The 23,580-nt window shown below is 67.5% G+C and carries 27 protein-coding genes; 12 read left to right on the forward strand and 15 right to left on the reverse strand.

The genetic code is table 11. The features are described from left to right. Nucleotides 1–62: 62 nt before the first annotated feature. On the forward strand, nucleotides 63–437 hold the full coding sequence (crcB, locus tag A5695_RS04620; RefSeq protein WP_068078756.1) for a fluoride efflux transporter CrcB: 375 nt from the start codon (nucleotides 63–65) through the stop codon (nucleotides 435–437). Between the two features lies 1 nt (nucleotide 438). Here crcB and A5695_RS04625 read toward each other — a convergent pair whose 3' ends face one another. Genes A5695_RS04625 through A5695_RS04635 form a run of 3 tightly spaced genes read right to left on the reverse strand, consistent with a single transcriptional unit; the run spans nucleotide 439 to nucleotide 2,306 of the window. After that, complete coding sequence (locus A5695_RS04625; protein ID WP_082945855.1) at nucleotides 439–1,056, reverse strand: GNAT family N-acetyltransferase; 618 nt, start codon at nucleotides 1,054–1,056, stop codon at nucleotides 439–441. Continuing rightward, nucleotides 1,053–1,928 (reverse strand): LLM class F420-dependent oxidoreductase, encoded by an 876-nt coding sequence (locus A5695_RS04630; protein ID WP_068078760.1) that lies wholly within the window; start codon nucleotides 1,926–1,928, stop codon nucleotides 1,053–1,055. The genes A5695_RS04625 and A5695_RS04630 overlap by 4 nt, the downstream gene beginning before the upstream one ends. A 12-nt stretch (nucleotides 1,929–1,940) precedes the next feature. Continuing rightward, nucleotides 1,941–2,306, reverse strand: a complete 366-nt coding sequence (locus tag A5695_RS04635) for a DUF488 domain-containing protein (protein WP_068078761.1) — start codon at nucleotides 2,304–2,306, stop codon at nucleotides 1,941–1,943. A 51-nt stretch (nucleotides 2,307–2,357) separates the two neighbouring features. Between A5695_RS04635 and A5695_RS04640 the strand changes: the two genes are divergently transcribed. Then, a complete protein-coding gene (locus A5695_RS04640; protein ID WP_068078763.1) occupies nucleotides 2,358–3,632 on the forward strand; it encodes an HNH endonuclease signature motif containing protein in 1,275 nt (424 codons plus the stop codon). A gap of 7 nt (nucleotides 3,633–3,639) precedes the next feature. Here the strand turns inward: A5695_RS04640 and A5695_RS04645 are convergent, their stop codons facing one another. From A5695_RS04645 to A5695_RS04655, 3 genes are all read right to left on the reverse strand, one after another. After that, nucleotides 3,640–4,335, reverse strand: coding sequence for a DsbA family protein (locus A5695_RS04645; RefSeq protein WP_068078765.1), 696 nt, complete (start codon nucleotides 4,333–4,335; stop codon nucleotides 3,640–3,642). A 19-nt stretch (nucleotides 4,336–4,354) separates the two neighbouring features. Then, the gene (locus tag A5695_RS04650) at nucleotides 4,355–5,278 is read right to left on the reverse strand and encodes a CoA ester lyase (RefSeq protein WP_068078767.1); all 924 of its coding nucleotides are present in this window, start codon (nucleotides 5,276–5,278) and stop codon (nucleotides 4,355–4,357) included. Nucleotides 5,279–5,420: 142 nt separating this feature from the next. Beyond that, entirely contained in the window at nucleotides 5,421–6,383 is a 963-nt protein-coding gene (locus tag A5695_RS04655) for a hypothetical protein (protein ID WP_068078769.1), read from the reverse strand. A 103-nt stretch (nucleotides 6,384–6,486) separates the two neighbouring features. Between A5695_RS04655 and A5695_RS28280 the strand changes: the two genes are divergently transcribed. The 3 genes from A5695_RS28280 to A5695_RS04665 are packed head-to-tail and all read left to right on the forward strand — an operon-like array spanning nucleotide 6,487 to nucleotide 8,979. After that, nucleotides 6,487–6,909: an LPXTG cell wall anchor domain-containing protein gene (locus tag A5695_RS28280; protein WP_231974714.1), complete on the forward strand. Its 423-nt coding sequence runs from the start codon at nucleotides 6,487–6,489 to the stop codon at nucleotides 6,907–6,909. A gap of 19 nt (nucleotides 6,910–6,928) precedes the next feature. Continuing rightward, complete coding sequence (locus A5695_RS04660; protein ID WP_068078771.1) at nucleotides 6,929–7,498, forward strand: hemerythrin domain-containing protein; 570 nt, start codon at nucleotides 6,929–6,931, stop codon at nucleotides 7,496–7,498. A gap of 20 nt (nucleotides 7,499–7,518) precedes the next feature. Further along, nucleotides 7,519–8,979: a YdiU family protein gene (locus tag A5695_RS04665; RefSeq protein WP_068078773.1), complete on the forward strand. Its 1,461-nt coding sequence runs from the start codon at nucleotides 7,519–7,521 to the stop codon at nucleotides 8,977–8,979. 2 nt (nucleotides 8,980–8,981) lie between these two features. On the opposite strand, the gene A5695_RS04670 is transcribed toward A5695_RS04665, so the two are convergent. The 4 genes from A5695_RS04670 to A5695_RS04685 all read right to left on the reverse strand — a co-directional run bounded on the left by A5695_RS04670 (nucleotide 8,982) and on the right by A5695_RS04685 (nucleotide 11,290). Continuing rightward, nucleotides 8,982–9,809: an LLM class F420-dependent oxidoreductase gene (locus tag A5695_RS04670; RefSeq protein ID WP_068078775.1), complete on the reverse strand. Its 828-nt coding sequence runs from the start codon at nucleotides 9,807–9,809 to the stop codon at nucleotides 8,982–8,984. An 84-nt stretch (nucleotides 9,810–9,893) separates the two neighbouring features. Then, entirely contained in the window at nucleotides 9,894–10,289 is a 396-nt protein-coding gene (locus A5695_RS04675) for a DUF4267 domain-containing protein (protein WP_068078777.1), read from the reverse strand. 148 nt (nucleotides 10,290–10,437) lie between these two features. Then, entirely contained in the window at nucleotides 10,438–10,857 is a 420-nt protein-coding gene (locus A5695_RS04680; RefSeq protein ID WP_068078801.1) for a YkvA family protein, read from the reverse strand. A gap of 49 nt (nucleotides 10,858–10,906) precedes the next feature. After that, nucleotides 10,907–11,290: a DUF732 domain-containing protein gene (locus A5695_RS04685; RefSeq protein ID WP_231974715.1), complete on the reverse strand. Its 384-nt coding sequence runs from the start codon at nucleotides 11,288–11,290 to the stop codon at nucleotides 10,907–10,909. 145 nt (nucleotides 11,291–11,435) lie between these two features. Here A5695_RS04685 and A5695_RS04690 point away from each other — a divergent pair, with 145 nt between their 5' ends. Beyond that, the gene (locus tag A5695_RS04690) at nucleotides 11,436–12,893 is read left to right on the forward strand and encodes a phospholipase D-like domain-containing protein (RefSeq protein ID WP_068078779.1); all 1,458 of its coding nucleotides are present in this window, start codon (nucleotides 11,436–11,438) and stop codon (nucleotides 12,891–12,893) included. 49 nt (nucleotides 12,894–12,942) lie between these two features. Further along, on the forward strand, nucleotides 12,943–13,797 hold the full coding sequence (locus A5695_RS04695; protein ID WP_068078781.1) for a phytanoyl-CoA dioxygenase family protein: 855 nt from the start codon (nucleotides 12,943–12,945) through the stop codon (nucleotides 13,795–13,797). Here the strand turns inward: A5695_RS04695 and A5695_RS04700 are convergent. Together A5695_RS04700 and glnA are read right to left on the reverse strand one after the other, a co-directional pair. Further along, nucleotides 13,792–14,706 carry a DMT family transporter gene (locus tag A5695_RS04700; RefSeq protein ID WP_068078783.1) on the reverse strand — a complete coding sequence of 305 codons (915 nt, stop codon included), beginning with the start codon at nucleotides 14,704–14,706 and terminating at the stop codon, nucleotides 13,792–13,794. The two genes, A5695_RS04695 and A5695_RS04700, sit on opposite strands and share 6 nt — an antisense overlap. 56 nt (nucleotides 14,707–14,762) lie before the next feature. Then, nucleotides 14,763–16,199 (reverse strand): type I glutamate--ammonia ligase, encoded by a 1,437-nt coding sequence (gene glnA / locus A5695_RS04705; RefSeq protein WP_068078785.1) that lies wholly within the window; start codon nucleotides 16,197–16,199, stop codon nucleotides 14,763–14,765. Nucleotides 16,200–16,492: 293 nt separating this feature from the next. Between glnA and A5695_RS04710 the strand changes: the two genes are divergently transcribed. Next, nucleotides 16,493–18,271, forward strand: coding sequence for an NAD-binding protein (locus tag A5695_RS04710; RefSeq protein ID WP_068078787.1), 1,779 nt, complete (start codon nucleotides 16,493–16,495; stop codon nucleotides 18,269–18,271). Between the two features lie 100 nt (nucleotides 18,272–18,371). Continuing rightward, complete coding sequence (locus A5695_RS04715; RefSeq protein WP_068078789.1) at nucleotides 18,372–18,587, forward strand: hypothetical protein; 216 nt, start codon at nucleotides 18,372–18,374, stop codon at nucleotides 18,585–18,587. Nucleotides 18,588–18,779: 192 nt separating this feature from the next. Here the strand turns inward: A5695_RS04715 and A5695_RS04720 are convergent, their stop codons facing one another. Next, nucleotides 18,780–19,115 (reverse strand): hypothetical protein, encoded by a 336-nt coding sequence (locus A5695_RS04720; RefSeq protein WP_156749462.1) that lies wholly within the window; start codon nucleotides 19,113–19,115, stop codon nucleotides 18,780–18,782. Nucleotides 19,116–19,331: 216 nt separating this feature from the next. Here A5695_RS04720 and A5695_RS04725 point away from each other — a divergent pair, with 216 nt between their 5' ends. Continuing rightward, nucleotides 19,332–20,531, forward strand: coding sequence for a glycosyltransferase (locus A5695_RS04725; RefSeq protein ID WP_068078793.1), 1,200 nt, complete (start codon nucleotides 19,332–19,334; stop codon nucleotides 20,529–20,531). Between the two features lie 12 nt (nucleotides 20,532–20,543). Here A5695_RS04725 and A5695_RS04730 read toward each other — a convergent pair whose 3' ends face one another. Then, nucleotides 20,544–21,275, reverse strand: coding sequence for a class I SAM-dependent methyltransferase (locus A5695_RS04730; protein WP_068078795.1), 732 nt, complete (start codon nucleotides 21,273–21,275; stop codon nucleotides 20,544–20,546). 160 nt (nucleotides 21,276–21,435) lie between these two features. On the opposite strand from A5695_RS04730, the gene A5695_RS04735 reads away from it, so the two are divergent. After that, on the forward strand, nucleotides 21,436–22,329 hold the full coding sequence (locus tag A5695_RS04735; RefSeq protein ID WP_068078797.1) for a universal stress protein: 894 nt from the start codon (nucleotides 21,436–21,438) through the stop codon (nucleotides 22,327–22,329). Between the two features lie 5 nt (nucleotides 22,330–22,334). Here A5695_RS04735 and A5695_RS04740 read toward each other — a convergent pair whose 3' ends face one another. Next, complete coding sequence (locus A5695_RS04740; RefSeq protein ID WP_068078799.1) at nucleotides 22,335–22,661, reverse strand: hypothetical protein; 327 nt, start codon at nucleotides 22,659–22,661, stop codon at nucleotides 22,335–22,337. A gap of 167 nt (nucleotides 22,662–22,828) precedes the next feature. Here A5695_RS04740 and A5695_RS04745 point away from each other — a divergent pair, with 167 nt between their 5' ends. Next, entirely contained in the window at nucleotides 22,829–23,515 is a 687-nt protein-coding gene (locus A5695_RS04745; RefSeq protein ID WP_369830158.1) for a M15 family metallopeptidase, read from the forward strand. Nucleotides 23,516–23,580: the final 65 nt, after the last annotated feature.

A 23,580-nucleotide genomic window follows, 5' to 3' on the forward strand; every position in this document is an offset into this window, starting at 1 on the left:
GCGTTGGGACTGCTCGCCGTACACCTTGCCACCAAATTGGTGCGCCGGGACCGGGTGCGCGGATGACGGCCGGCGCGGTCTTGCTCTGGGTCGGTGTGCCGCTGATCGGCGGCATCGGTTCGGTGCTGCGCTTCGTAGTCGACCGCGCGGTGGCCCGTCGGGTGGCCCGGTCCTTCCCGGTCGGGACGTTGGCTGTGAACGTCAGCGGCGCAGCGCTATTGGGCTTTCTGGCGGGCCTGGTGCTGAGCAAGGAAGCGGCCCTGCTGATCGGCACCGCGTTCGTCGGTGCCTACACCACGTTCTCCACCTGGATGCTGGAAACTCAGCGGCTTGGCGAGGAGCGCCAGTTGCGCGCGGCGATCGCCAACATCGTCGTCAGCGTCGCACTCGGTGAGGCGGCCGCGTTCCTGGCGCAGCGCATCGCCGAGCAGCTCTGAGTCAACCGACGGGGACGTCGTCGGGCGTGCGGGGCAGCGCGTAGAGCGCCATCCGCCGGTTCGACATGTCGTGCTCACCGAGGAAGACGCAGCCGCCCCGCTCGCAGAACGTACGCGCCAGGACGTTGCGGTGGTCCGGATCGAACATGATGCGCCGGCATTGTGGGTCGAGGCCCAGGATGCTGCCCACCAGATGGGGCAGCAGGTAACTGACGTGCCCCCGCTTGATGTAGTCCAGATCGGCGACCGCGACGTGCAAGCCCAAGTCGTGCGGATCGTGGTCATACCGGTTGGCAATGGAATCCTTTGCCGCGCGATATAACTCGATATAGGCCCGCGGTATCGCGTCGAGTGTCGCGACGAACGGTCGGGAGAAGCCGCCGTCGAGTTGCGCCCGCAGGTAGCGGCGCCAGCGCGCCGCCGGCCAGGCGGACTCCCACGCTTCCACGAGGTGTGGCCGGTTCATCCACTCGGCGATCATCTCGGCGTCGGCGTCCGGATCGGCCAGCCGCAACCCGTAGGGCTCGGGCAAGGTCGGGATGGGCGGCGGCGGGACGGCGCGCACCTCGTCGCGGAGGTCGGTCAACTCCCGCGGCAGTATGGGGTGGTCGTCGCTCACGCCGGTGCCCCCGCCATCCACCGGTCGGCCAGAGCCGAAACCCATTCGGCCGCGGCATCGGGGCGATCGGGCGGGGCCGCGACCAGAACCAATTCGTCGACGCCGAGATCGGCGAGGGCACCGACATCACCGACGCTCGGGTCGCGCAGCGCCACTGACAGCCGCAGCTGCCCGCGGTCCCGCGCCGCCTCGGCGCATAGCCGCTCCAGCCTGACGAGGCGATCACGGACGGCTGCAACGCCGTCGAGGTTGAAGCCATACCAGCCGTCACCCCACGCCGCGACGCGCCGCAGCGCCGAATCACTATTGCCACCAACGACTATCGGGATCTGGCGGTCGCGCACCGGCCTGGGGTTGACCCGAATCGAGTCGAAGCTGACGAAGTCACCGTCGAACGAGGCGATGTCGTCGCGCCACACCGCGCGCATCGCGGCAACGTATTCGGCGGTGCGCGCGCCGCGGCGGGCGAACGGCACCGAAAGCGCGGCGAACTCCTCCCGGGACCAGCCGACGCCGACCCCCAGAGTCAGGCGCCCACCGCCGAGCCGATCCAGGCTGGCGGCCTGCTTGGCCACCACCACCGGATTGTGCTCGGGCAACAGGAGCACGCCCGTCGCCAGCCCGATCCGCGATGAGGCCGCCGCGGCGAAGCTCAGTGCGATCATCGGGTCGAGCCAATCCGCTTGGGCGGGAACGGCAATGACGCCGTCGTCGGAGTAGGGATAGCGGGAGGCGGATCGATCGACCATGACGACGTGTTCGCCGGCCCACAGCGTGGCAAAACCGCAGTCGTCCGCGGTCGACGCGACGGCATCGATCACGGCGCGATCGGCGCCGGCGCCGATTCCCAGGGCGTGCAATCCCAGCCGCATCGCACGATCGTCTCACGCGTTCAGTGGCTTTTTCAGCAGCTCCGCGAGGACGGCGGCGTGGCTGATGCCCGGGTCGCGGGTCGCGGTGACCAGGGTGACGACGCCGCGGCGGGACAGCTCGCGCAGCTCCTCGAGCGCCGGGTTGTCGCGCAGCTCCGCCTCATAGCGCTTGGCGAATTCGTCGAAGTGTTCGGACCGGTGGTGATACCACTCGCGGAGGTCCTTGGTTGGCGCGACGTCCTTGGACCAGATCCCCACCCGCGGGTCATCCTTGCGCACCCCTCGCGGCCACATGCGGTCGACGAGCACCCGCTGGCCGTCGTCGGCGCCGACATCGTCGTACACCCGCGCCACCCTGATCCGGTTCTTGGCGCTCACCCGGCCAGCGTAGCGGCGGACTCGTCGGCGGTCCCGGTTACTATCGAAAATATGTTCGAAGAATTGATGGTCATCGACGCGTCGGCCGACGAATCGGCGCTGATCGAGCGCATCGCGGAGCTGGAGGCGGCCAAGTCGGCGGCCGCCGCCGGGCAGGCCCGCGCGACGGCCGCGCTGGACGCCGCGCGTCGAGGTGCCGAGGCGGCCGCCGGGGTGCCCGCCGCGCGGCGCGGCCGGGGCGTGGCCACCGAGGTCGCGCTCGCGCGGCGCGATGCCCCGGCGCGGGGCGGGCGACACGTGGGCTTCGCCAACGCCCTCGTGCACGAAATGCCGTACACGCTGGCGGCGCTGCAGCGCGGGCTGCTGTCGGAATGGCGGGCGACGCTGATCGTCCGCGAGAGCGCCTGCCTGGAGGTCGAGGACCGGCGGACCTTGGACGCCGAACTGTGCGCCGAGCCGGCGAACCTGGACGGCATGGGCGATGCGCGGGTGGCCGCGGCCGCCAAGGCGATCGCCTATCGCCTAGACCCGCATGCCGTCGTCGATCGGGCGGCCAGGGCGGAGAAGGAACGCACGGTAACCATTCGGCCCGCGCCCGACACGATGACATATCTCACCGCGTTGTTGCCAGTGGCCCAAGGGGTTTCGGTGTATGCGGCGCTGCGCCGCGAGGCGGATACGCGCGGCGACGGGCGCTCACGCGGGCAGCTGATGGCCGACACCTTGGTGGAGCGGGTCACCGGCCGCAGCGCGGCGGTCCCCACCCCGGTCGCCGTCAACCTGGTGCTCTCCGACGACACGCTGCTGGGCGGTGACAACGCCCCGGCCGACCTCTCCGGCTACGGCCCCATCCCCGCGGCGGTGGCGCGCGCGATGGTCAGCAACGCCGCCAGCGACCCGCGCTCGCGCGCGACCCTGCGCAGGCTCTACGCGCATCCCCGGGCCGGGGCGCTGGTAGCCCTGGAGTCACGGGCACGGATCTTTCCGCGCGGGCTGGCCGCATTCATCGCGCTGCGCGATCAACGTTGCCGCACTCCCTACTGCGATGCGCCCATCAGGCACAACGACCACGCGCAACCGTGGGCGGACGGCGGCCAGACCACCGCGGACAACGGCCTGGGCCTGTGCGAGGGTTGCAACTACGCCAAGGAAAGCGCGGGCTGGCGGGTGAGCGCCGCAGTCGACGAAAACCACACCCACACTGCGCAATTCACCACGCCCACGGGCAAGAGCTACCGATCAACCGCCCCGCCGCGCGTCCCCGCGATCACGGTCAGTGAGGTGGAATTCCGCATCGGGGTCTCCATCGCGCGCCATGCGGCCTAGGCATTGGTCAGGCCTGGCCGGTGAGGTGCTGCACATCGATGACCTCGCCGCGATTGATGCTGACCCAATCGCGCCCGTCCAGGTAGGGACGCAGCGCGCGGCCGATCAGCTCGGCATCGGCGGGCGACTTGGGGCGCTGCAGCTCGTACACGTGGGGCAACTCGGCCATGCCGGTGACGACGTTCCACAGCGTCAGGGCCTTCGGACCGGTCGGCGGGTCCACCAGCACCGGCCCAAATAGGCACTGCCCCAACAGAAACAGCGTTGGCACCCCATAGCCGCCAGCGTCGGCCACGCGCTGATGGTCGAGGTGGATCTCGTCGTGCGTGGTCGGGTCGCCGAGGGCCGCATCGAGAAGCGACGGCTCCACGCCGAACTCGCCCAGCAGACGGCGAGCGACCGCGGGGTCGTGCGGTTTGCCGCCCAGCGTGTGCAGTTCATGTCCGATGGCGGCGTACCACCGGTCCAGCAGCGCCATGTCCGTTCGGCGCAGCAGCGCGCCGATCCGCATCAACGACCACCCGTAGGACCACTCCCGCTCCCAGGGGTGCTTCTGGCCCTCGGACCGGTTGATCTCCTCGAGGCTGAAGAATCTCCAGTTGACGGTGATGCCCAGTTGCTCGCGAACGTCGCGGATCCACAGCGAGGTCTGATAGGCGAATGGGCACATCGGGTCGAAATGAAAATCCACCACAACGCTCATCCCGGACCCGCTTTGTCGCTCAGTAGTGATAGGTGTCCGACGGCGCGGGTGAATGATCCCGTTCTTCGTCGTCGAAGTCCGACGATTCTATGTCGTAGGCGCGGGCCAGCTCGAGGATCTTGGTGGCCCGCGCAATCCGCGGCAGGTCCGATCCGTTGCGGATCTCTCCCCCGTCACGTTCGAATTCGGCGAAAAATTCTTTCGCCCAGGCGATTTCGTCCTGCGACGGCGACAGGCCCTCGTTCACCACCCCGCATTGGTCCGGGGTCAGGCAGATCTTGCCGGTCATCCCGAATTCCACGGAGACGGCGGTGGCCTCAATCAACTTCAGTGCGTTGGAGCCGATTGTGGGCCCGTCGATGGCGCTGGGCAGGCTCGCTGCCTTGGCGGCGATGGTGAAGCGCGACCGCGCGTAGGCCAGCGTGCTGGGGTGTTCGCCGAAGCCGGTGTCGCGACGAAAGTCGCCGATGCCGAAGGCGAGCCGGAAGGTGCCCTTCGCCGCGGCGATCTCGGTGATGCGCTCCAGGCCGCGGGCCGTTTCCACCAGCGCCACGATCGGTACGTTGGGCAGCCGTTGCGCGGTCTCGGTGACATGGTCCACCGATTCGACCATCGCCAGCATCACCCCGCCGACCGGCGTGCCGGACAGCGCGGCGAGGTCGTCCGCCCACCACGGGGTGCCGAAACCGTTGACGCGGACCCAGTCGGTGTTGCCGGCAGCCAACCAGCTCACCACGTTGTCGCGGGCGGCGTGCTTGTCCTTGGGCGCGACGGCGTCCTCGATGTCGAGCACGACGATGTCGGCCCGGGAGTGCGTCGCGGATTGGAAGCGGTCGGCGTGCGCGCCGTTGACCAATAGCCAACTCCGGGCCAGAACGGGATCGATGCGGTAGCCGATGACGTCGTCGGGCTCCGTGGCGCTGCTGTTGACCTGGTCGTACATTCGTCTCTCGTAATTATCGATGTCGGATTGATGCCTTAACCGTAGCGATGCCCCCAAACGGGCGTGCCCCCCGCCGCAGAAAAGGCTGGCCGCCCGGGCGGAGGAAACCCTCGCCCGGGCGGCCTGGTTTTGAAATGCTCGGCTAGTTGATGCCGACGACTTCCTGCGCGATCGCGGCGACACGCGTCTGGGCGGCCGACACGACCCGCTGGCGGTTCTTGTTGGCCTCTTCGTAGGCGATGATGGCCCGCACGTCGCTCGGACTCCCGAGCTCCTTCACCTCGGCGACGGCCTCGCTGACGTTGAGCTCGTCATAGTTGGCGATGGGCAACTCATCGGCGTCGAGGACGCCCACCGCGGCGCGCGCCGCGTGCAGGGCGTCGGCCGTCTGCCGGGCGCCCTCGTTGCGGGTGACCTTTTCGGCCGCCTCGAGTGCGGCGTTGCGCGACGCGGCGAGCGCCCGGGTTGCGACGTCACCGGCGTGCGCACTCCGGCTCACCAGCTCGTTGAACGTCGGCCGGGCCGAGCGCAGCGCGTCCGCCGCCCTGTCGACGCCCCGGACCGACCATTCGACCGGCAGGTTGACCAGTTTCACCGCGGTACCGGCCGCGGCCTGCAACGGCGTGCGGCGCAGCGCGGCCGGGCCGCCGAGCGCATCTTCGGCCAGCACGGTCGTCAGCCAATCCACGGTCGCCGAGTGCGCCGTGATCAGCCGCGTCGCCAAGCTCTCGACGTCGGGAAGCTCGGCCGCGACGGCCAATGCCTTCAGGTAGCGGGCCCGGTCCAGCAACTGATCTTCCAGCGCGAGGTCGCCCAGGAGAGCCTCGTCGAACGGTTGGGCTTGCTCGGTCAGGGCCTTGACCGCCGCGGCGGCTCGGCCCAGGAACTCCCCGACGATGTCGGGGACACCGCCGAGCTCGCGGATCGCCTTCTCGATCGCCTCGGACCGCTCACGGGCGTTGGACGCGTTCTGCGTGAGCTCGCGCTGAACGGCCTCGGTACGCGCCTGCGGGATGCGCGTTTCCGCGACCTGGATCTCGGTGTTGGTCAGCTGGTGAAGCGCGCGCAACTGCGCCAGCACCGTCGTCTTGTCCGATGAAGTCATCGAAGATTTCGCCTCCTGCGTTGATTGTTTGGATCGGCACGAAAGCGCCTCTTTAGCGGCTACCCATTCACCCCTCGGCAGATAACATCCGCATTTTCGGCGTGTGAGACAGATCGCTTTAGCGGCGACCCCTGACGCCCGGGCCCGCCCGGCTGGGCAGATCTCGGTCAGGCCACTTGGGCTCCGGCGGAGTTCGACTGCGCCCGCGCGGTCGTCCGCCACAACTACGTTGGCGGACAACAGAAATGACCAGCACAGCGACAACAGCGCGCTGGGGGGTCTGGCGGGCCTCCTCGGGCTGGGCGGACTCGCCGGACTCAAGCGCCGGAAGGACAATCTCGCGAACCCCGGCGTCGGGGCCGGCCATCCGAGACCGCACCGTCTCGCTGTCGCCGGCACCCTCGAACGAAACGCTTTGCGCCGCAGGCTTTCACCGCGCCGGGGCAGGCGCCGTTTAGGCGGTTGTGCAGCGGGTATGCCTGGCGAAGGCGCACACAGCCCAAAGTGCGCAGCCAGATTCGCGTAAAACACTGGAGGTATCGGCGATGGCCGACATGATTGTCCAATCGCCCGAGGAAGTCGTCGCGTTCCTCAAGGCGCAGCACAACCTGATCGAGGATCTGTTCGACGAGGTGCTGCACGCATCCGATCCCCAGGCGCGGGAAAAGCCGTTCGCAACCCTGCGTCAACTGCTGGCCGTACACGAGACGGCCGAAGAAATGGTGGTGCACCCGCGCGTGCGCCGGGAGGCCGACGCCGGCGACGCGATCGTCGACGCCCGACTCAAAGAGGAGCACGAGGCCAAGGAGTTGCTGTCGAGCATCGAAGACCTCGACGTCACCTCGCAGCAGTTCATCGACGAGGTGAAAAAGCTTCGCGAGGCCGTGCTGGACCATGCGCAGCAGGAGGAAAGCGAGGAGTTCCCCGTGCTGCAGAAGGAAGTCGACGACGCCGACCTCAAGCGGATGGGTGCGGCGGTGCGGGCGGCTCAGGCCATCGCGCCGACGCATCCGCACCCCGGCGTGGAGTCGGCGAAGATGAACTTTGCCCTTGGGCCGTTCGCGTCGATGCTCGACCGCGCCCGCGATCTCATCGGGCAGGCCCTCGGCTCGTAAATCACCGTAGGCTCGTTGAGATGAGCGTCGCCCCGGACATGACCGTCGCCCTGCAGGACCGGTTCTTCCGTGCATTGCCGGAGATGGCCGTCCGCTGGCAGGCCGAGCCGCCGGCCGCTCCGCGGATGCTCGCCCTCAACGAGCCGCTCGCGGCGGAACTCGGCCTGGACACCGCGTGGCTGCGAAGCCCAGAGGGGTTGCGCTTCCTGGTCGGCGACCTGCTGCCCAGCGGCGCCGTTCCGGTGGCGCAGGCCTACGCCGGACACCAGTTCGGCGGCTTCGTCCCCCGGCTGGGCGACGGCCGCGCCCTGCTCCTCGGCGAACTCGTCGACGGCGGCGGGCGCCTGCGCGACATCCACCTGAAGGGCTCCGGGCCGACACCGTTCGCGCGCGGCGGCGACGGCCTCGCGGCCGTGGGCCCGATGCTGCGCGAATACATCGTCAGCGAGGCGATGCATGCGCTCGGCGTGCCGACGACGCGATCGTTGGCCGTCGTGGGCACCGGCCGCCCGGTCCTGCGCGAGGCGGAACTCCCCGGGGCCGTCCTGACCCGGGTGGCCAGCAGCCACCTACGCGTCGGCAGCTTCCAGTTCGCCGCATCCACCGGTGACATCGACCTACTGCGGCGCCTCGCCGATCACGCGATCGCCCGCCACCATCCCAGCGCCGCGAACGCCGACCGGCCCTACCTCGCGTTGTTCGAGGGGGTGGTCGCCGTCCAGGCGTCGCTCGTTGCGCGGTGGATGCTGATCGGGTTCGTCCACGGGGTGATGAACACCGACAACATGACGATCTCCGGAGAGACGATCGACTACGGGCCGTGCGCCTTCATGGAGGCCTACGATCCCGACACGGTGTTCAGCTCCATCGACTTCTGGGGACGCTACGCGTACGGCAACCAGGCCGTCGTCGCCGGCTGGAACCTCGCCCGGTTCGCCGAGACGCTGCTTCCCCTGCTCTCCGACGATGTCGAGCAGGCGGTAGCGCTAGCGGAGACGTCGTTCGGGGTCTTCGAGCGTGAGTACGACGCGGTGTGGTCGTCCGGGATGCGCGCCAAACTCGGTCTGCCCGGTCTCGAGGCCACCGCCTCGGCCGCCCTGGTCGACGAGTTGCTCGCCCTGCTCAAGGACAGCCACGTCGACTACACCTCGTTCTTTCGCCAGCTCGGTCGGGCGGCGCGAGGCGACGCCGAACCCGCGCGCGGGTTGTTCATCGACCTCGCCGGCTTCGACGCCTGGGTGTCACGCTGGCAAGCGCTGCAACCCGACGCCGATGTCATGGACCGGGTCAACCCGATCTATATTCCGCGCAACCACCTGGTGGAGGAAACACTGACGGCCGCGACTGCGGGTGATCTGGGCCCGCTCGAACAGCTGCTCGCCGCGGTGACCTCCCCGTATGATGAACGGCCGGGCCTGGAACGCTACGCCAGTCCGGCGCCGGAGGACTTCGGCAAGTATCAAACGTTCTGCGGCACTTAGCGTTACGCCAACTTTGCGGATTCGGCCTGCAACTCGTCAAGGCGCCGAAGGGTTTCGTCGCGCGGCTCGGTGGGCAGCTCGACCAGCAGGTGCTGCATCCCGAGAGCGCGGTAACCCTCGAGTTGCGCGGCCGTCGGCGCGCCACCATGGAAGCTGATCACCGGCACGTCCGGACTGGCCAGGTCGCGCAGTCGTTCCAACTGCGGGGCCAAGACGTCCGCCGACGGTGTCATCGACAGCCAGCCCGCATGCAGCCGGGCGATGCGTTTGAAGCCGGCGGGTCCGCCGCCGAAGTACAGCGGCGGGTAAGGCTTCTGCACCGGCTTGGGCCAACTGTAGATGGGCCCGAAGTTTACGAATTCGCCGTGAAATTCTGCCTTTTCGTGTGTCCAGATCTCGATCATCGAGTCCAGTCGCTCGTCGACCACCCGTCCCCGAACGGACGGGTCGACCCCGTGGTTCGCGATTTCCTCGCGCAGCCAGCCCACACCCACGCCGAACCGGAATCGGCCGCGCGACACCAGATCCAGCGATGCCACCTCCTTGGCCGTGTGAATCGGATCGCGCTGGGGAACCAGCGCGATGCCGGTGCCCAGGACCAGCCGCTCGGTGGCGGCCGCCGCGGCGGTCAGCGCCACGAACGGGTCCAGAGTGCGGTAGTACTTCGGGGGGATGGGACCGCCGGACGGATAGGGGGTGACGTCTCCAGCGGGGATGTGGGTGTGCTCGGCGAGGAACAGCGACTCGAATCCGCGCCGTTCCAGCGCCTGCCCCAGCTCGCCCGGGCCGATACCCTCATCGGTTACGAATGTCAGTACGCCTAACCCCATGCCGCCCAGTCAACCGCATCTACCCCGTTCCGGCGACCGCTTGGTCGCGCTGAGCAAGCAAATATTCGCCGGTCCGCTGGGGCGTCACGGGGCGGCTTCGTCGCTCGCCCGCGTGGTCCGGCGCGCCGCGCCCCACAGGCCCACGCCGATGCCGACGACCGCGCCACCCAGGCCGATGATCCGTTGCGACGGCCGCAGTTCCTGGTGGACGCTCATTCCCCCGAGCAGGTCGGCCGCGTCGGCACCGCCCGACGCCAGGAACCAGCCGCGGGTGTTCTTGCCGCGCAGCGCCGCCACGGCGAGCAGCCCACCGATCAACGCGTCGCGATATCCCATGGACCGCAACAACAGTCGCGCCGTCGGCGTCGGTTCCTCCGGATCCCCCCAGAATCGGTTCGCGCTCAAGGGGTCGACGAGGAACCAGACGCCGGAGGTGAGTCGGATACTGCCCGCCAGAAGTGCCGCCCGGTCGATTGACATGCTCGGCAGCCTAAGAGCAAACCGTGCCTTCGCGCACGGGTTCACCGCGACGGGCAGTCATGGAGCGGGCCACGCGGGGGCATTTGGATGAAGGCGGGCCACTATGCCCTGGTCAAGCCGAAGGCCGTGCGCCGAAATAGATCCACGGTCACTCCAGCGCGGGATCGGGCAGCCCGCACAGCCAGCACAGGGTGGCGAGGCCGTCGGGTGTGCCGGGCCAGTGCCTGGCCAGTGCATCGGGTCCCGCACTGCGGCTGATCCAGCGCAGCACCAGGCCGACGATGATCACGTCGTCGGCGAACCCGATCACCGGGATGGCATCCGGTATCAGGTCGATGGGCGACACGACGAAGGCGATCAGCGCGACCAGGACGACTCGGATCCGCCGCGGCAGTTCGCGATCGGCAGCGAGGCGTTTGAGCAGCCGAAGCACGTCGGGCAGCAGGCGCACCAGGTCTTGCAACTTGGCCTTGGGTCTGAGCAGCCAGAAGGTGACGGCGAGGCTCAGCCAGATCACCACAAACGCGCTCAGGATGCCCAGCGCGATCATCCACCAGTCAGGCCACATCTGGTCCATCTTGTCGCGCCGGGCCGACTCCTGCCAGCCGTGCCGCGCTCTATGCCGCACCGGGCGGCGGGAACGGAATCCAGGGGAACATCCCGGTATCGGTCGGGCGCGGCGGGGGCTCCGTGTTCGGTTCCCCGATGTGCTGGGGGCAGTAGGCGTTGACCGCGCTGGTCGTGAAACTGGTGGCATCCGACACGGTGAAACCGGCGTTCTCCGAGGACACACTTTGGATGACGGCGGCTTTGGAGTGGCCCTGGTCCATCAGTTCGCACGCCTTCTTGCCCACCCGAATGGCGACGGCGCCGTCCTTGTAGGGAACACCGGCCTGATCGAGCGCGGCCAAGAAGCTCGCATCGGGACTACCGACGGGATCGGCCTGCGCGGCCGCGGCAGCGCCGATGACGGCGGCGAAGCTCGCCAGCAGGAGAAGCATCCGCACCACCCCATCCTTGTACAGAGGGTGAGCGTTGTCCTGGCGGCCTGGTCCCCCTCGCAAAGCAAACATTTCTCCACTGCCCGGGTGTGGTACACAAGGCTTATGCCCGCGCCGAACCGTCAACTTCGTTGAGGGCGTTGGCGTGGGCAACGATCGGCTGTTGGTCCCCGGGCGAACGTGCTGGCGTGTGGAGCGTGCCGATCGGTTCGGCTACATCATCGACGCGGCCGATTACTTCAGGCACGTCAAGGCGTCGATGTTGCGGGCCAGGCACCGGATCGTCCTGATCGGTTGGGATTTCGACGCCAGGATGACGTTCGAACGGGGCGTCAAGACCCTGCCCGGCCCGAATCAGCTGGGCGCCTTTCTCTATTGGATGCTCTGGAAGCGACCCGCGCTCGAAATCTATCTATTGAAGTCCAATTTGCGTCTTCTGCCGGCCTTCGACGGCATCTGGTTCGGGCTGACTCCGGTGGCGCTGGTGAACCAGATCAGCAGCAGGCGAATCCACTTCGCCATCGACGGCGCCCGTCCCACCGGCGCCGTCCATCACCAGAAGATCGTCGCCGTCGACGATTCGGTGGCGTTCTGCGGAGGGATCGACCTCACCGTCGACCGATGGGACACACGCGCGCACGACCATGACGGTCAGGTCCGTCGGACGTTGGGACGCAGCTATGGGCCGCGGCACGACGTCGCCGCGGCGGTCGACGGTGCGGCCGCGCGAGCACTGCGCGAACAAGCCCTTCAGCGGTGGCAGACGGCGACCAAGCAGTCGTTGCAACCGGTAACCGCCAAGCACACCGCGTGGCCCGGCAAACTCAAGCCGGCGTTGCGCGGCGTCGACGTGGGAATCGCTCTGACCCTGCCGGAACTCGGCCGTCGCCCCGAAACTCGGCAGGTCGAGACGCTCAACCTTGCGGCCATAGCGGCGGCGCGGGACTCGATCTATCTGGAAAACCAGTACCTGGCGTCCCGGCGCATCGTCGACGCGCTGGCCGCCCGGCTGAAGGAAGACGACGGGCCGGAGATCGTCATCGTCATCGCCCGCCGGGGGAACAACCCCCTCGAGCGCGGGACGATGGATTCCGCACGCCACCGGCTCATCCAGCTGCTGTGGGCCGCGGACGAGCATCGGAGGCTGGGCATCTACTGGCCGGTGACGGACGGCGGGGCGCCGATCTACGTCCACTCGAAGGTGGTCGTGGTGGACAACCGGTTGCTGCGTATCGGCTCATCGAATCTCAACAACCGGTCGATGGGATTCGACAGCGAGTGCGACCTGGCCATCGAGGCGGAGCCGGCCAGTCCCGAAGACGATCGCGTGCGCGCCCAAATCACCGCGCTGCGAAGCGAATTGGTGGCCGAACACCTCGGCGTGTCGGTCGGTGAGTTCGACGGCGCGACGCGCGAACGCCGGTCGATCCTCGAGGCCATCGAGGCCCTGCGCGGAGAGGGCAAGACGTTGCGGCCGTTCACCGAGGGCACCGTGGCCAATGAGGCGGGACCGCTGGCGGAGAACGAGCTGGTGGATCCCGACCATGTCCCGCGTTCGCTGACCCGCAGCGTGCAGCGGTTCATCACCGGGTTGAGGGGTTGAGGTGAGGCGTGCCCGGCCTAATCTGGACTGGGACGAAGGGCGCACGCCAATGAATATCGACGACTCCGTCACCACGCTGGAAGACCTCAGGGGCGATCTGGCGCAGCGGTACAAGCGGACACCGACCGGCGGAAGCTCGGTCGACAACGCGATCGTCGACGCCGACATGGCGGCCATCGACCGCGACGGTTACGTCATCTGGCCCGACCTGCTCACGCCCGAGCAGTGCCAGGAAATCCGTGAGATCGTGCGGCCCTGGCTCGGGCACACGGGCCGCAATTCCTTCGAGGGCCGGCGCACCCAACGCGTCTACAGCCTGCTCAGCAGAACCCGCGTGTGCGACGGGATCATCGACCATCCGCGGGTGCTGGCGGTGCTGGATCGGTTGCTGATGCCCAACTACCTGTTGTCGGCCTTGCAGGCCATCAACATTCAGCCGGGAGAGGCCGCGCAACTGGCTCACCACGACGACGGCTTCTACCCGATACCGCGGCCCCGCGAACCCCTGGCGGCGGCGACGATCTGGGCCATCGACGATTTCACCGCCGACAACGGCGCCACCGTCCTCTACCCCGGCAGTCACCGCTGGGGCAAGCGCCGGCCCGGCACCGACGATCGGGCTCTGCCCGTCGTGATGCCCGCCGGCTCATGCGTCTTCTTCGTGGGCACACTCTGGCACGGCGGGGGCGCCAATAGCACCGACCGAGACCGTCTCGCCGTCACCGCCCAGTACTGCCAACCCTGGCTGCGGCCGATGGAAGCCTTCACCCTGTCGATATCGCGCGAGACCGCGCGGGCGGTTTCCGGCGACATTCGCCGCATGCTCGGCTACAGCATTCACCCGCCGTTCGTGGGCGCGGTCGACGGTCTGCACCCGCTGCGGTTGTTGGACACCGACTCATAGCCGGCTCACGCCCGCCAAGGACTGCTCCCGCGCGGGGTAGCTCTCGACCTCGATCGCCTGGCTCCGGCTGAGCGCGACGGCGGAGGCCGCCATCGCCGAGACCGCGACCAACAACGCCAGCGCCGTCGAGCCGCCCACCGCGAGGTGTTCACCCAGCACCGCAACGCCGAGCACGACCGCGACAACGGGCTCCCCCACCAACATGATCGGCACCGACGCCTGCAACGCACCGGCGTGGAACGCCGAATTCTGCACCACCGTCGCCGCCACGGCAAGGCCGACCAGGAGGTAGGGGGCGGGGACGGCCAGCAACCCATGCCAACCGCCGACCGCGAAACGGTGCGTGCAGATCTTCGTCAACACGGCGATCATGCCGAGCAGGACCGCCACCGCGAATCCCAGCAGCATCGCCCGTGCACGGCCGATGGCGCGGCCTGCCGCCATCACGCAGACGACCAGCAGCGGCACGGTCACCAGCAACGTCAACGTCCACGCCGGAACCGGCGGACGGCCGTCGCCCTCCCGGGGCTGACCGACGAGCACGAAGGCCGCCAGCGCGCCGGTCAACAGCGTCGCCCAACCCCACTGGACCGCGCTTATGCGCTGGTCGCACAGTCGCGCGCCCAACGGCAGCGCGAAGAGCAGCGAGGAGACCAGCAGCGGCTGGACCAGCAGCAGGGAGCCGTGGGCCAGCGCGACGGCCTGGAACACGTAGCCGGCGACGGCGGCGATCAGACCCGCCCACCACAGCGGCCGCCGGACCATGGTCATCACCATCGTCACCGACGTGCCCTGATCGGCGGGAACATCCTGTGCGGCGCGCTGGCGAACGACGATGCCCACGGCGGCCCAGAACGCAGAAAGCAACGCCGAGAAGATTGCGACCGCATGCGATTGGACCCACCCCATGCCCGGACGGGTACCCGGGGCGTCGGCTCGGCTAACTGCGCTGAAAGCGAACTACCTCATACGTCGTAATAGAGGGCGAATTCGTACGGGGTCGGCCGGAGGTTGAAAGGCGCGATCTCGTAGGTGCGCTTGTAGTTGATCCACGTCGCGATGACGTCGGGGGTGAAGACCCCGCCCTCGGTCAGGTATTCGCTGTCTTCCTCCAGACGGTCGATCACCGCCGACAGCTGCGTGGGCGCCTGCGGGATCTCCGCAGCCTCCTCCGGCGGCAGTTCGTAGAGGTCCTTGTCCACCGGCGGGGGCGGCTCGATCTTGTGCTTGATGCCGTCCAATCCGGCCATCAACTGGGCCGCGAACGACAGATACGGGTTGCCCGACGCGTCGGGGCAACGGAATTCCAGCCGCTTGGTCTTCGGATTGTCACCGGTGATCGGGATGCGCACGCACGCCGACCGGTTGCGCTGGCTGTAGACCAGGTTGATCGGCGCCTCGAAGCCGGGAACCAGACGCTTGTAGGAGTTCACGGTCGGGTTGGTGAATGCCAGCAACGACGGGGCGTGGTACAGCAGGCCGCCGATGTAGTGCCGCGCGGTGTCCGACAGGCCGGCGTACCCGGTCGCGTCGAACATCAGCGGCACGCCGTCCTTCCACAGCGACTGGTGACAGTGCATGCCGGAACCGTTGTCGCCGAACAACGGCTTGGGCATGAAGGTGACGGTCTTGCCGGCCTGCCAGGCGGTCTGCTTGACGATGTACTTGTACATCTGGTGGTCATCGGCCGCGTGTAGCAACGTATTGAACTTGTAGTTGATCTCGGCCTGCCCGCCGCTGCCGACTTCGTGGTGGCCCTTCTCCAGGGAGTAACCGGCATTGGTCAGGTGGGTGAGGATCTCGTCGCGCAGATCGACGTAGTGATCGGTCGGGGCCACCGGGAAATACCCACCCTTGGGGCGGACCTTGTAGCCGAGATTGGGGCTTCCGTCGGCGCCGGCGTCCTCTCCGGTGTTCCACCACCCGGACGACGCGTCGACCTTGTAGAACGATGCGTTGGTGCTCGAGTCGAAGCTGACCGAGTCGAAGATGTAGAACTCCGCCTCCGGACCGAAGTAGGCGGTGTCCGCGATGCCGGAACTGATCAGATAGTTCTCGGCCTTGCGGGCGATGTTGCGCGGGTCGCGCGAGTACACCTCGAGGGTGAACGGATCGTGCACGAAGAAGTTCACGTTCAGCGTCTTGCGGGCGCGGAATGGGTCGATGGTCGCGGTCTCGGGGTCGGGCAGCAGCACCATGTCGGACTCGTGGATCGATTGAAACCCGCGGATCGAGGAGCCGTCAAAGGCCAGGCCTTCCTCGAACACACCTTCATCGAAGGCGTAGATCGGAATTGTGAAGTGCTGCATGGTGCCTGGCAGGTCACAGAAGCGGACGTCGACGTACTCAATGTTCTCGTCCCTGGCGAGCTTGAAAATATCGTCGGGCGTCTTCTCGGACACGCAACGCTCCTTAGCTTGATCGTCGGCAGTGGCAGGCCAGCGCTTTCTACGCCCTGACTATTTCGCCCACGTCACCACCGCGAGTCGAACCGGTTGCGTCACAGAAAGACAGGGCTTTGATCGCGCCCGCCGCCGGGTTCCGGTGGCACTTCCCTGCGCATTGGCCGATAGTCATATGGTCCACGCAGCCGCAGCAGAAGTAGGGGTAGTCATGCCACGCAACGCAACCGGCGGTCATCCGGCGCCCAGCCGCGGCGATCGACGCGCGTAAGAATCGAACGAAGCCCCGCGCAATGGGCGAACTCTTTCAGTTTCACCGCGAGATCATCGTCAGCGGTGACGACGCGCTGTCGAAGACGATCGCCGAGGAGTTGAGGGGCGCCGGCGCGCGAATCATCAAGATCAACACCGCCGCCGACCTCCTCGGCGCCGGGGTGCATCGCGCGCGAGCCGTCGTGTGCGCGGGCCCCAGTGACGCGGTGAATCTCGAAATCGCTTTGTTAGCAAGGGAATTCAGTCCGAACGTCCGGGTGGTGGCCCGGTTGGCCAACGACGTGCTGCGCGAAGCCGTGGACACCGTCAACGGCCCCGGCGCGATCTTGGACGTCGCCGACCTCGCGGCGCCATCGATCGTCGAAGCCGTCCTGTCGCGCAACGCCCACCAGTTCGACACGGCCGGTATCGAATTCGTCGTCTGGGGATCCGAGGCGCCCTACAGCGCGACGCTCCGGGAGATCTACGCCGACCTGGCACCGGTCGCGGTGGTCCACGGTAAGAATTCACCCGCTCCCGGCGAGGTGGTGCCATGCCCGGGACGAGATCTGCGGGTATACGCCGGCGACTGGACGTCGATGATCGGCGTGAAGGATGAATTGGAAGCCCGTGGCATCACCTTGCCTCCCCCGGCCGCGACGCGCGCTCGCCACTCCCCGGTGCGGCGGGTCATCGACGCGGCGCGCGCCATCCGCGACGAGGTGAACCCGATGCTGTTCCCCTCGCTGGCGTTCGCGCTGTTTCTCACCATTGGGTCGACGGCGGTGGTGCACTTCGCCTATCACAACCCCCGAATGTCGTGGACCGATGCCCTGTACTTCGCCTCCGAGACGATCACGACGGTGGGCTACGGCGACTTCAGCTTCGCCCAGCAATCCACCACGCTGCGGCTGTTCGGGGTCCTGTTGATGTTCGGCGGCGCGAGCGTCACCGCCATCCTCGTCGCATTCCTTGCCGACCTCCTGCTGTCGCGCCGCTTCGTCCAAACGGCCGGACTGCGGCGCGCACGCCACATGCACGACCACGTCGTCGTCGTCGGGCTGGGTTCGATCGGGGTGCGGGTCGTCAGCGATCTCGCGGCGGCCGGATACGACGTCCTGGTCATCGAGCCCGACGACAGCAACCGCTTCCTGCCGACCGTGGCCGCACTCGATGTGCCGGTGATCTTCGGGGATCCGACAATGCGCCAGACGCTGGTGTCGGCGCGCATCGAGCGCGCCCGAGGGGTGGCGCTGGTGACGCAGGACGACATGAAAAACATCGAAACCGGGATCGTGCTGCTCGAAATGCTGGGATCCGACACGAAGGTACCCATCGTCATGCGCGTTCAGGGCCGCGCGCTCGGCACCGCGGTGCACCGGCGGTTCGGTTTCGAGAACGTGCGGTCGATCGTCGACCTGGCGGCGCCGTGGTTCATCGGCGCGGCGATGGGCTTGCAGGTGCTCGGCACATTCTGGGTTGGCCAGCGCTCCTTCATGGTCGGCGGGATGCTGGTAGCGGCGGGCAGCGAGCTCGACGGTTCGCGGATGGTCGATCTGTCGACCCAGACGCGTGTCATCGCGATCACCCGGCCGGAGGGGCCGGTCAGGTTGCGCCCGCGGCGCGACGCCCGCCTGAAAGCCGGTGACACCGTCTACCTCATCGGCCCTTACCGAGAACTGATCGCGACGCTGCGCAAGGGCCAGCCTCCGCCGCTGACCACGATCAACGGCGAGCGCACCGTGGCGCTGGCGGCCGCACGGTCGACACGCCGGCCGGATCCGCGCCCACCGCGGTGGGCGCCCGACCCGGAGGGTTAACGGCGGCTAAAAAGGCGAGCCACTTCATCGCGTCTGGTTGTGATGCACAGCACATTTGTGCTTCAGTTGTATCTGAGGTCACAACGCGATGGGAGCTTGTATGTCCGCACCCCACGGCTCGGGCAAGTACGTAGTCGTTGCACCACGCGCTAGCGGAGCGGTGCACTCCCATCGGATACTCCTGGCCCTGGTGATGGTCATGGCCTTCATCGCTGCGATCACCGGCGTAGTCGTCGCGGCGTCAACCGGGCACACCACCGCCGCACTCGTGATCGCGCTGGTGGCCGGCGGGTGGTTTTCCGCAGCCCTCTGCTAGCGGCATGATCGGGCGGAACCTCGCTCGATCAGCGCTGGTTGCGGCGTCGCTGGTGCCTTCGCGGCGCCGACCCCCACGGTCCATGGGGACCCCCGCAGCCGGGCCAGATCATGGGCGCCGTCGGAACGTTTTGTCCCGATCTGGAGGCACCGTTGGATCGCTGGACCGACAACAACCCGTGACCGTCGGGGATTACGGGGCGCCAGCGCCCGGGCAGTACTTGATCCGGCCGAGATCGACCCACATGTTGGCGCGCTTGGCGGCCTGATCCGGATTCAGCCCGGTCACGCCCTGGTTGTTCGCCTGCTGCATCGCGCCGACGATCTGCCCGCGGGACCAGCCGTCCGCCATGGCCCTGCACATCGTCTGTTCGGTCTGCATCTCGTAGTTAGGCCAGTCCGGCGGAAAACCGATCGCGTCGGCGCGGGCGGTCGAAAGCGCGCCCGGCATCAGAGCCGAAGCGACGACAACCGCGAGGGCAAGGAGCAGCCTTCGTGTGGCCGACAGGGATGAAAGCGACTGATGCACGGATACTTCTCCTCGTCTCGGCGCCTTGATGACCGGAGGGTCGACCAGCGATGACCCTCGCCCATCAATGTTAGGACGTGGGAGGCTGTTGGCGGCGGGAGAGCCCCAGAGGAGTCAACATCGACCTTCGGTCGGATAGCCTTGGCGGGGCTGGCGCCCGAGAGTCCCGGTCGACGATGAGATCGCACACCGATCACCTCGAGTGAGGTTCTGGCGATGAAATTTGTCCTGGCGAGCTTGGGAACGCGGGGTGATATCGAGCCTTGCGCCGCCATCGGCCGGGAGCTTCAGCGCAGAGGCCATAGCGTGCTTATGGCGGTCCCGCCCAACTACATTGGATTCATCGAGTCGGCAGGCCTAACCGCGGTCGCCCACGGCCGCGACCAAGTCGAGCAGAATGCGGAGATCGCCCGCAAATACGGGATCACGCCGCCCCCAGTCCTCATGGCATGGGAAATCCTCAGCGATATAAAGCGACTCTGGCCGCAATTGGGTAGAGCACTCGTTTCCCTAGCCGAGGGCGCAGACCTGCTGTTGACGGACGCAGGCCAACAGGGGCTCGCCGCCAATGTTGCTGAGCACTACGACATTCCGCAAGCTGCGGTGCACATCTACCCCATCCCGCCGGGCCATCCGGGTTCGTCCATCACCAAAGAGGCCGAAGACGCCCAGCGCCGGGCATTAAGCCTGCCCGGAACGAGGCCCTCGACGCGGCGACCGCTCGAGATCCAGGCCTATGACGAACTCTTCTTTCCCGGGTTGGCGGCCGAATGGGTCGAATGCGGCGCCCAACGGCCTTTCGTCGGCGGCCTGACCCTCGAGTTGCCGACGGAAGTCGACGATGATGTGTCGTCCTGGATCGACGCGGGAACGCCACCGATCTACTTCGGCTTCGGCAGCAGCGCACGAGTCGCGTCCCCCACGGACGTCATCGCGATGATCACCACGGCGTGCGCGCAACTCGGCGAGCGGGCGTTGATTTGCAGCGGCGTGAGTGACTTGACCGCCCAACCGGATTCCGTCGACGTCAAGGTTGTCAGCGCGGTGAACCACGCGACCGTGTTTCCTGCTTGCCGCGCGGTCGTTCACCACGGGGGGCCCGGCACAACGTTCGCCGGCATCCGGGCCGGAGTCCCCACCCTGGCCCTCGCCGTATCGGTCGATCAGCCGATGTGGGCGGATGCGGTCGACCAACTCGGAGTCGGAATCGGCCGGCGCTTCGTAGACACCACCTTGGAGTCTCTCGTCTCGGATCTGCGGTCCATCCTCGCCCCGCACTACCTCGCCCGGACTCGCGAGGTCGCTGCGCAGATGACCCCGCCCGCTCAAAGCGCCGCCCTTGCAGCCCAAGCGCTAGAAGAGGCGGCCACTCGTGGCCCGCTGGCCGATCAACGAACGCCGCGAGACGCGGGCTGATCTGGGCGCCGGTCAGGGCTTGGCGACCGAGGCCTCAATCTGGCTCTCCGAGACGCTGCGATACGACGGCAACTCGAAATCCGGGACGGCACAGATGTCGGCACAATCGCGGACCCGCTCCGACCAGAAACTCCGGTCAGCGGCCGACGTGCAGGCGTAGATCTTCATGTAGGTCGCCGCGAACGGGAACAAACAGCCGTTGCCGACCGCCTGCCAGACCGCCGCGGCCACGCCGGGAGTCTCGACACCTCGATAGTCGTCGATCGCGATCACGCCCCGTTTTGCCAGGTGTGTCGTGGCGAGGGCAATGTCGTTCGCGACGCACCGATAGCTGTGACAACCGTCGATGTGGACGAAGCGCAGTGCCCGTTCTCGGAGGTCGAGCTCTGATGACTCGCACACTTCGAGCGTCGGCCGGCGAGCGTGGAATCGATCCCAATTGGCGAGGAACTGCTGCTGCTCGAGCCCCGAATACTGCTGGCGTGGAACCAGAGCCATGTCCGCGTGGTCCATTACGGCGTCGAACAAGTCGCAAATCACCAGTTCTTCATCGTCGCGGAGACCGTATCCCATCAGGATGGCGGACTTGCCTTGGTATGCGCCGATCTCGAGCATGTCCCCCTTGATGTCCTCCGCCGTCTGGGACGCGATCAGTTTGCTGAAGAGCTTGACGTCGGCCTCAAAGAACCAGCCGTCGACGTTGTCGACTTCCTCGGCATAGAGGCTCCAGGCGGCATCGGTCACGCGTCCATCTTTCCTCAGGTGACCTCGACGCGTCAGTCAGAGTGCGTTGGTCGCTTCAATCGATGCCCTTGGTCCCTGGTCCTTGGATCGCTTCGGCCCTGACACAAGCGGTGGCGCTGGATAATCCTGCCTGTGGGCAAGCGGCCGATCAGGAGCTGGAATGTGGCAACCCCCACGTAACGCGGTCTTGGTGGGCGTCGACGGCTCGGCGGCGGCACTGGGTGCCGTCCGGTGGGCGGCTCTGACTGCCGCCTTGCGCGACGCGCCGCTGGCCCTGGTCCATGTCGTCGACGACCCGGTGCCGGGGTGGCTGCGGGCCGGCGCGGCGGTCGGGCACCGGCAGCAACACCGGGCACGCGAAGTCGTCACGTCGGCGATCCGGGTCGCCGAGCAGAGCACCGGTGAACGCGGTCTCGTTCAGGTCGACGGCGAGGTGATCTATTCGACCGCCGTCGCCACGCTGGTCGCCCTCTCCAAGGAGGTGGAGATGGTTGTCGTCGGCTATCGGGGCTATGGCGGCGTGCTGGCGCGCAGCGTCCTCGGCTCGGTGAGTTCAGGATTGGTCTACAACGCGCACTGCCCGGTCGCCGTGATCCACAACGGGGAACCGCTGCCCAGCAATGTCGCACAGGCACCCGTCCTCGTGGGCATCGACGGTTCGTCGGCGTCGGAAGCCGCCACCGCGATCGCATTCGAAGAAGCGTCGCGACGACGTGTCGGCCTGATCGCTTTCCATGCCTGGGCTGATCCCCGAGAATTCAACTCCAACAACGCTTTTCAAGACACCAGGTGGGACTCCCGGCTATCCGAGGAGGAGGAGACGCTGGCCGAACGGCTAGCGGGCTGGCACGAACGCTATCCCAATGTGGCGATTCGTCGCAGAATCGAGATCGGCGACCCGGCGCATTGCCTGATCGAGGCGTCCGAACTGGCGCAACTGATGGTGGTCGGCAGCCACGGCCGCGGGGGGTTCGCCGGCGCCTTGCTCGGCTCGGTCGGGTCGGCGGTGGTCAACAGGGCGAAAATCCCGGTCATCGTCGTGCGCCAGCCCTGAGCTTGTCACCCGCGCGGTTCGTAGGCCAGAAAGCACTGCACCTGCCGCACGGCGTCGGGCCGACTGACCCCCATATCCACTAATGTCTCGACGATTTGCGCCGGTGGCACAGCACCGTCCACATCCGTCTCGATCACATGAACGCTGGGAAACCAGTTCTCCGGACGCACCCCGGGCGGCGGCGGCTGCGCACCGCCTCCGACGCAACGCGCATAACCTTCGATGCCATTGTCAGCGTGCGCAGACCCCGCCCCCAATACGACCGGGGCGACGAGCAATACGCCGGTGGCCATGGCGACCGCCGCAGCGACATAGCCATAGATGAAGCGCATGCTCGAATATAACCTCGCGTCGTTGCACCGAACGCGGAAATCTCGCCCGCACCGTGGCGCAGACTCGGCGTAACGTGACGGCCGGCTTGGAGGATGGGAAGAAGCAAGCGGTGAACTCTGCATCCCGGTTGACGCGCTTCGAGCGGCGGGGTGCCGCCATGACCGGAATGCTCGCGGCGTGTCTGGTGCTGGCGCAGTGCACGGTCGCGGCACCACCACAGGTGGCCACGCGGTCAGCGTCCGCTCCGCCGTCATCGTCGGCGGCCACGGCGCCGGCCGGTCCGCCGCCAGCCCCCGCAGGTGCCACCGTGGAGCCGGTCACCGCCGCCGAACTCGGCGCGACCTGGCGGCCTGGTTGCCCCGTCGAGCCGGAGCAGCTGCGCCGGGTCGACGTCAGCTACCTCGGTTTCGACGGCCAGACGCATCGCGGCCCGCTGATCGTTCATCAGGACTTGGCGCCGGAGGTCGGCGCGATCTTCGAGCAGCTTTACCGCCTGCGCTATCCCATCGAGAAGATCCGCACGGTCGACCATTACCCCGACGCAAACGACGAATTGTCGATGGAGGACAACAACACGTCGGCGTTCAACTGCCGCCTCATCCCGGGAACCGACGAATGGTCTCCACACGCTTACGGTCGGGCGATCGATATCAATACGCTGGTGAACCCGTGCCTGTACGCCAGCGGGTATTTCGAACCGCAGAACGCGGCCGCGTACCTGGACCGCAGCCGCACCGATCCGGGACTCTTACATCCCGGCGATCCGGCGGTGCGCGCCTTCACAGATCGCGGTTGGCGGTGGGGCGGCGAATGGGCGGCTCCCCTTGACTACCAACACTTCGAGCGGCCCTAACGGCCCAGGGCCTGGGCCGCGGCGGTTGCCACCTCACCGCGGAGATCCGAGATGGGTGGGCTGCC

The sequence above is a fragment of the Mycobacterium sp. E1747 genome, from assembly GCF_001667775.1.
Classification (GTDB): domain Bacteria; phylum Actinomycetota; class Actinomycetes; order Mycobacteriales; family Mycobacteriaceae; genus Mycobacterium.

Bases quoted from the DNA above. Each gene is read 5' to 3' on its own strand.
- A5695_RS04655 (WP_068078769.1), bottom strand. From the start codon at position 6,383: ATGACTTCATCGGACAAGACGACGGTGCTGGCGCAGTTGCGCGCGCTT.
- A5695_RS04710 (WP_068078787.1), top strand. From the start codon at position 16,493: ATGGGCGAACTCTTTCAGTTTCACCGCGAGATCATCGTCAGCGGTGAC.
- A5695_RS04640 (WP_068078763.1), top strand. From the start codon at position 2,358: ATGTTCGAAGAATTGATGGTCATCGACGCGTCGGCCGACGAATCGGCG.
- A5695_RS04645 (WP_068078765.1), bottom strand. From the start codon at position 4,335: ATGAGCGTTGTGGTGGATTTTCATTTCGACCCGATGTGCCCATTCGCC.
- A5695_RS04740 (WP_068078799.1), bottom strand. From the start codon at position 22,661: ATGCGCTTCATCTATGGCTATGTCGCTGCGGCGGTCGCCATGGCCACC.
- A5695_RS04685 (WP_231974715.1), bottom strand. From the start codon at position 11,290: ATGCTTCTCCTGCTGGCGAGCTTCGCCGCCGTCATCGGCGCTGCCGCG.
- A5695_RS04650 (WP_068078767.1), bottom strand. From the start codon at position 5,278: ATGTACGACCAGGTCAACAGCAGCGCCACGGAGCCCGACGACGTCATC.
- A5695_RS04735 (WP_068078797.1), top strand. From the start codon at position 21,436: ATGTGGCAACCCCCACGTAACGCGGTCTTGGTGGGCGTCGACGGCTCG.
- A5695_RS04715 (WP_068078789.1), top strand. From the start codon at position 18,372: ATGTCCGCACCCCACGGCTCGGGCAAGTACGTAGTCGTTGCACCACGC.
- crcB (WP_068078756.1), top strand. From the start codon at position 63: ATGACGGCCGGCGCGGTCTTGCTCTGGGTCGGTGTGCCGCTGATCGGC.
- A5695_RS04660 (WP_068078771.1), top strand. From the start codon at position 6,929: ATGGCCGACATGATTGTCCAATCGCCCGAGGAAGTCGTCGCGTTCCTC.
- A5695_RS04695 (WP_068078781.1), top strand. From the start codon at position 12,943: ATGAATATCGACGACTCCGTCACCACGCTGGAAGACCTCAGGGGCGAT.
- A5695_RS04745 (WP_369830158.1), top strand. From the start codon at position 22,829: ATGCTCGCGGCGTGTCTGGTGCTGGCGCAGTGCACGGTCGCGGCACCA.
- A5695_RS04680 (WP_068078801.1), bottom strand. From the start codon at position 10,857: ATGTGGCCTGACTGGTGGATGATCGCGCTGGGCATCCTGAGCGCGTTT.
- A5695_RS04630 (WP_068078760.1), bottom strand. From the start codon at position 1,928: ATGCGGCTGGGATTGCACGCCCTGGGAATCGGCGCCGGCGCCGATCGC.
- A5695_RS04670 (WP_068078775.1), bottom strand. From the start codon at position 9,809: ATGGGGTTAGGCGTACTGACATTCGTAACCGATGAGGGTATCGGCCCG.
- A5695_RS04675 (WP_068078777.1), bottom strand. From the start codon at position 10,289: ATGTCAATCGACCGGGCGGCACTTCTGGCGGGCAGTATCCGACTCACC.
- A5695_RS04700 (WP_068078783.1), bottom strand. From the start codon at position 14,706: ATGGGGTGGGTCCAATCGCATGCGGTCGCAATCTTCTCGGCGTTGCTT.
- A5695_RS04665 (WP_068078773.1), top strand. From the start codon at position 7,519: ATGAGCGTCGCCCCGGACATGACCGTCGCCCTGCAGGACCGGTTCTTC.
- A5695_RS04725 (WP_068078793.1), top strand. From the start codon at position 19,332: ATGAAATTTGTCCTGGCGAGCTTGGGAACGCGGGGTGATATCGAGCCT.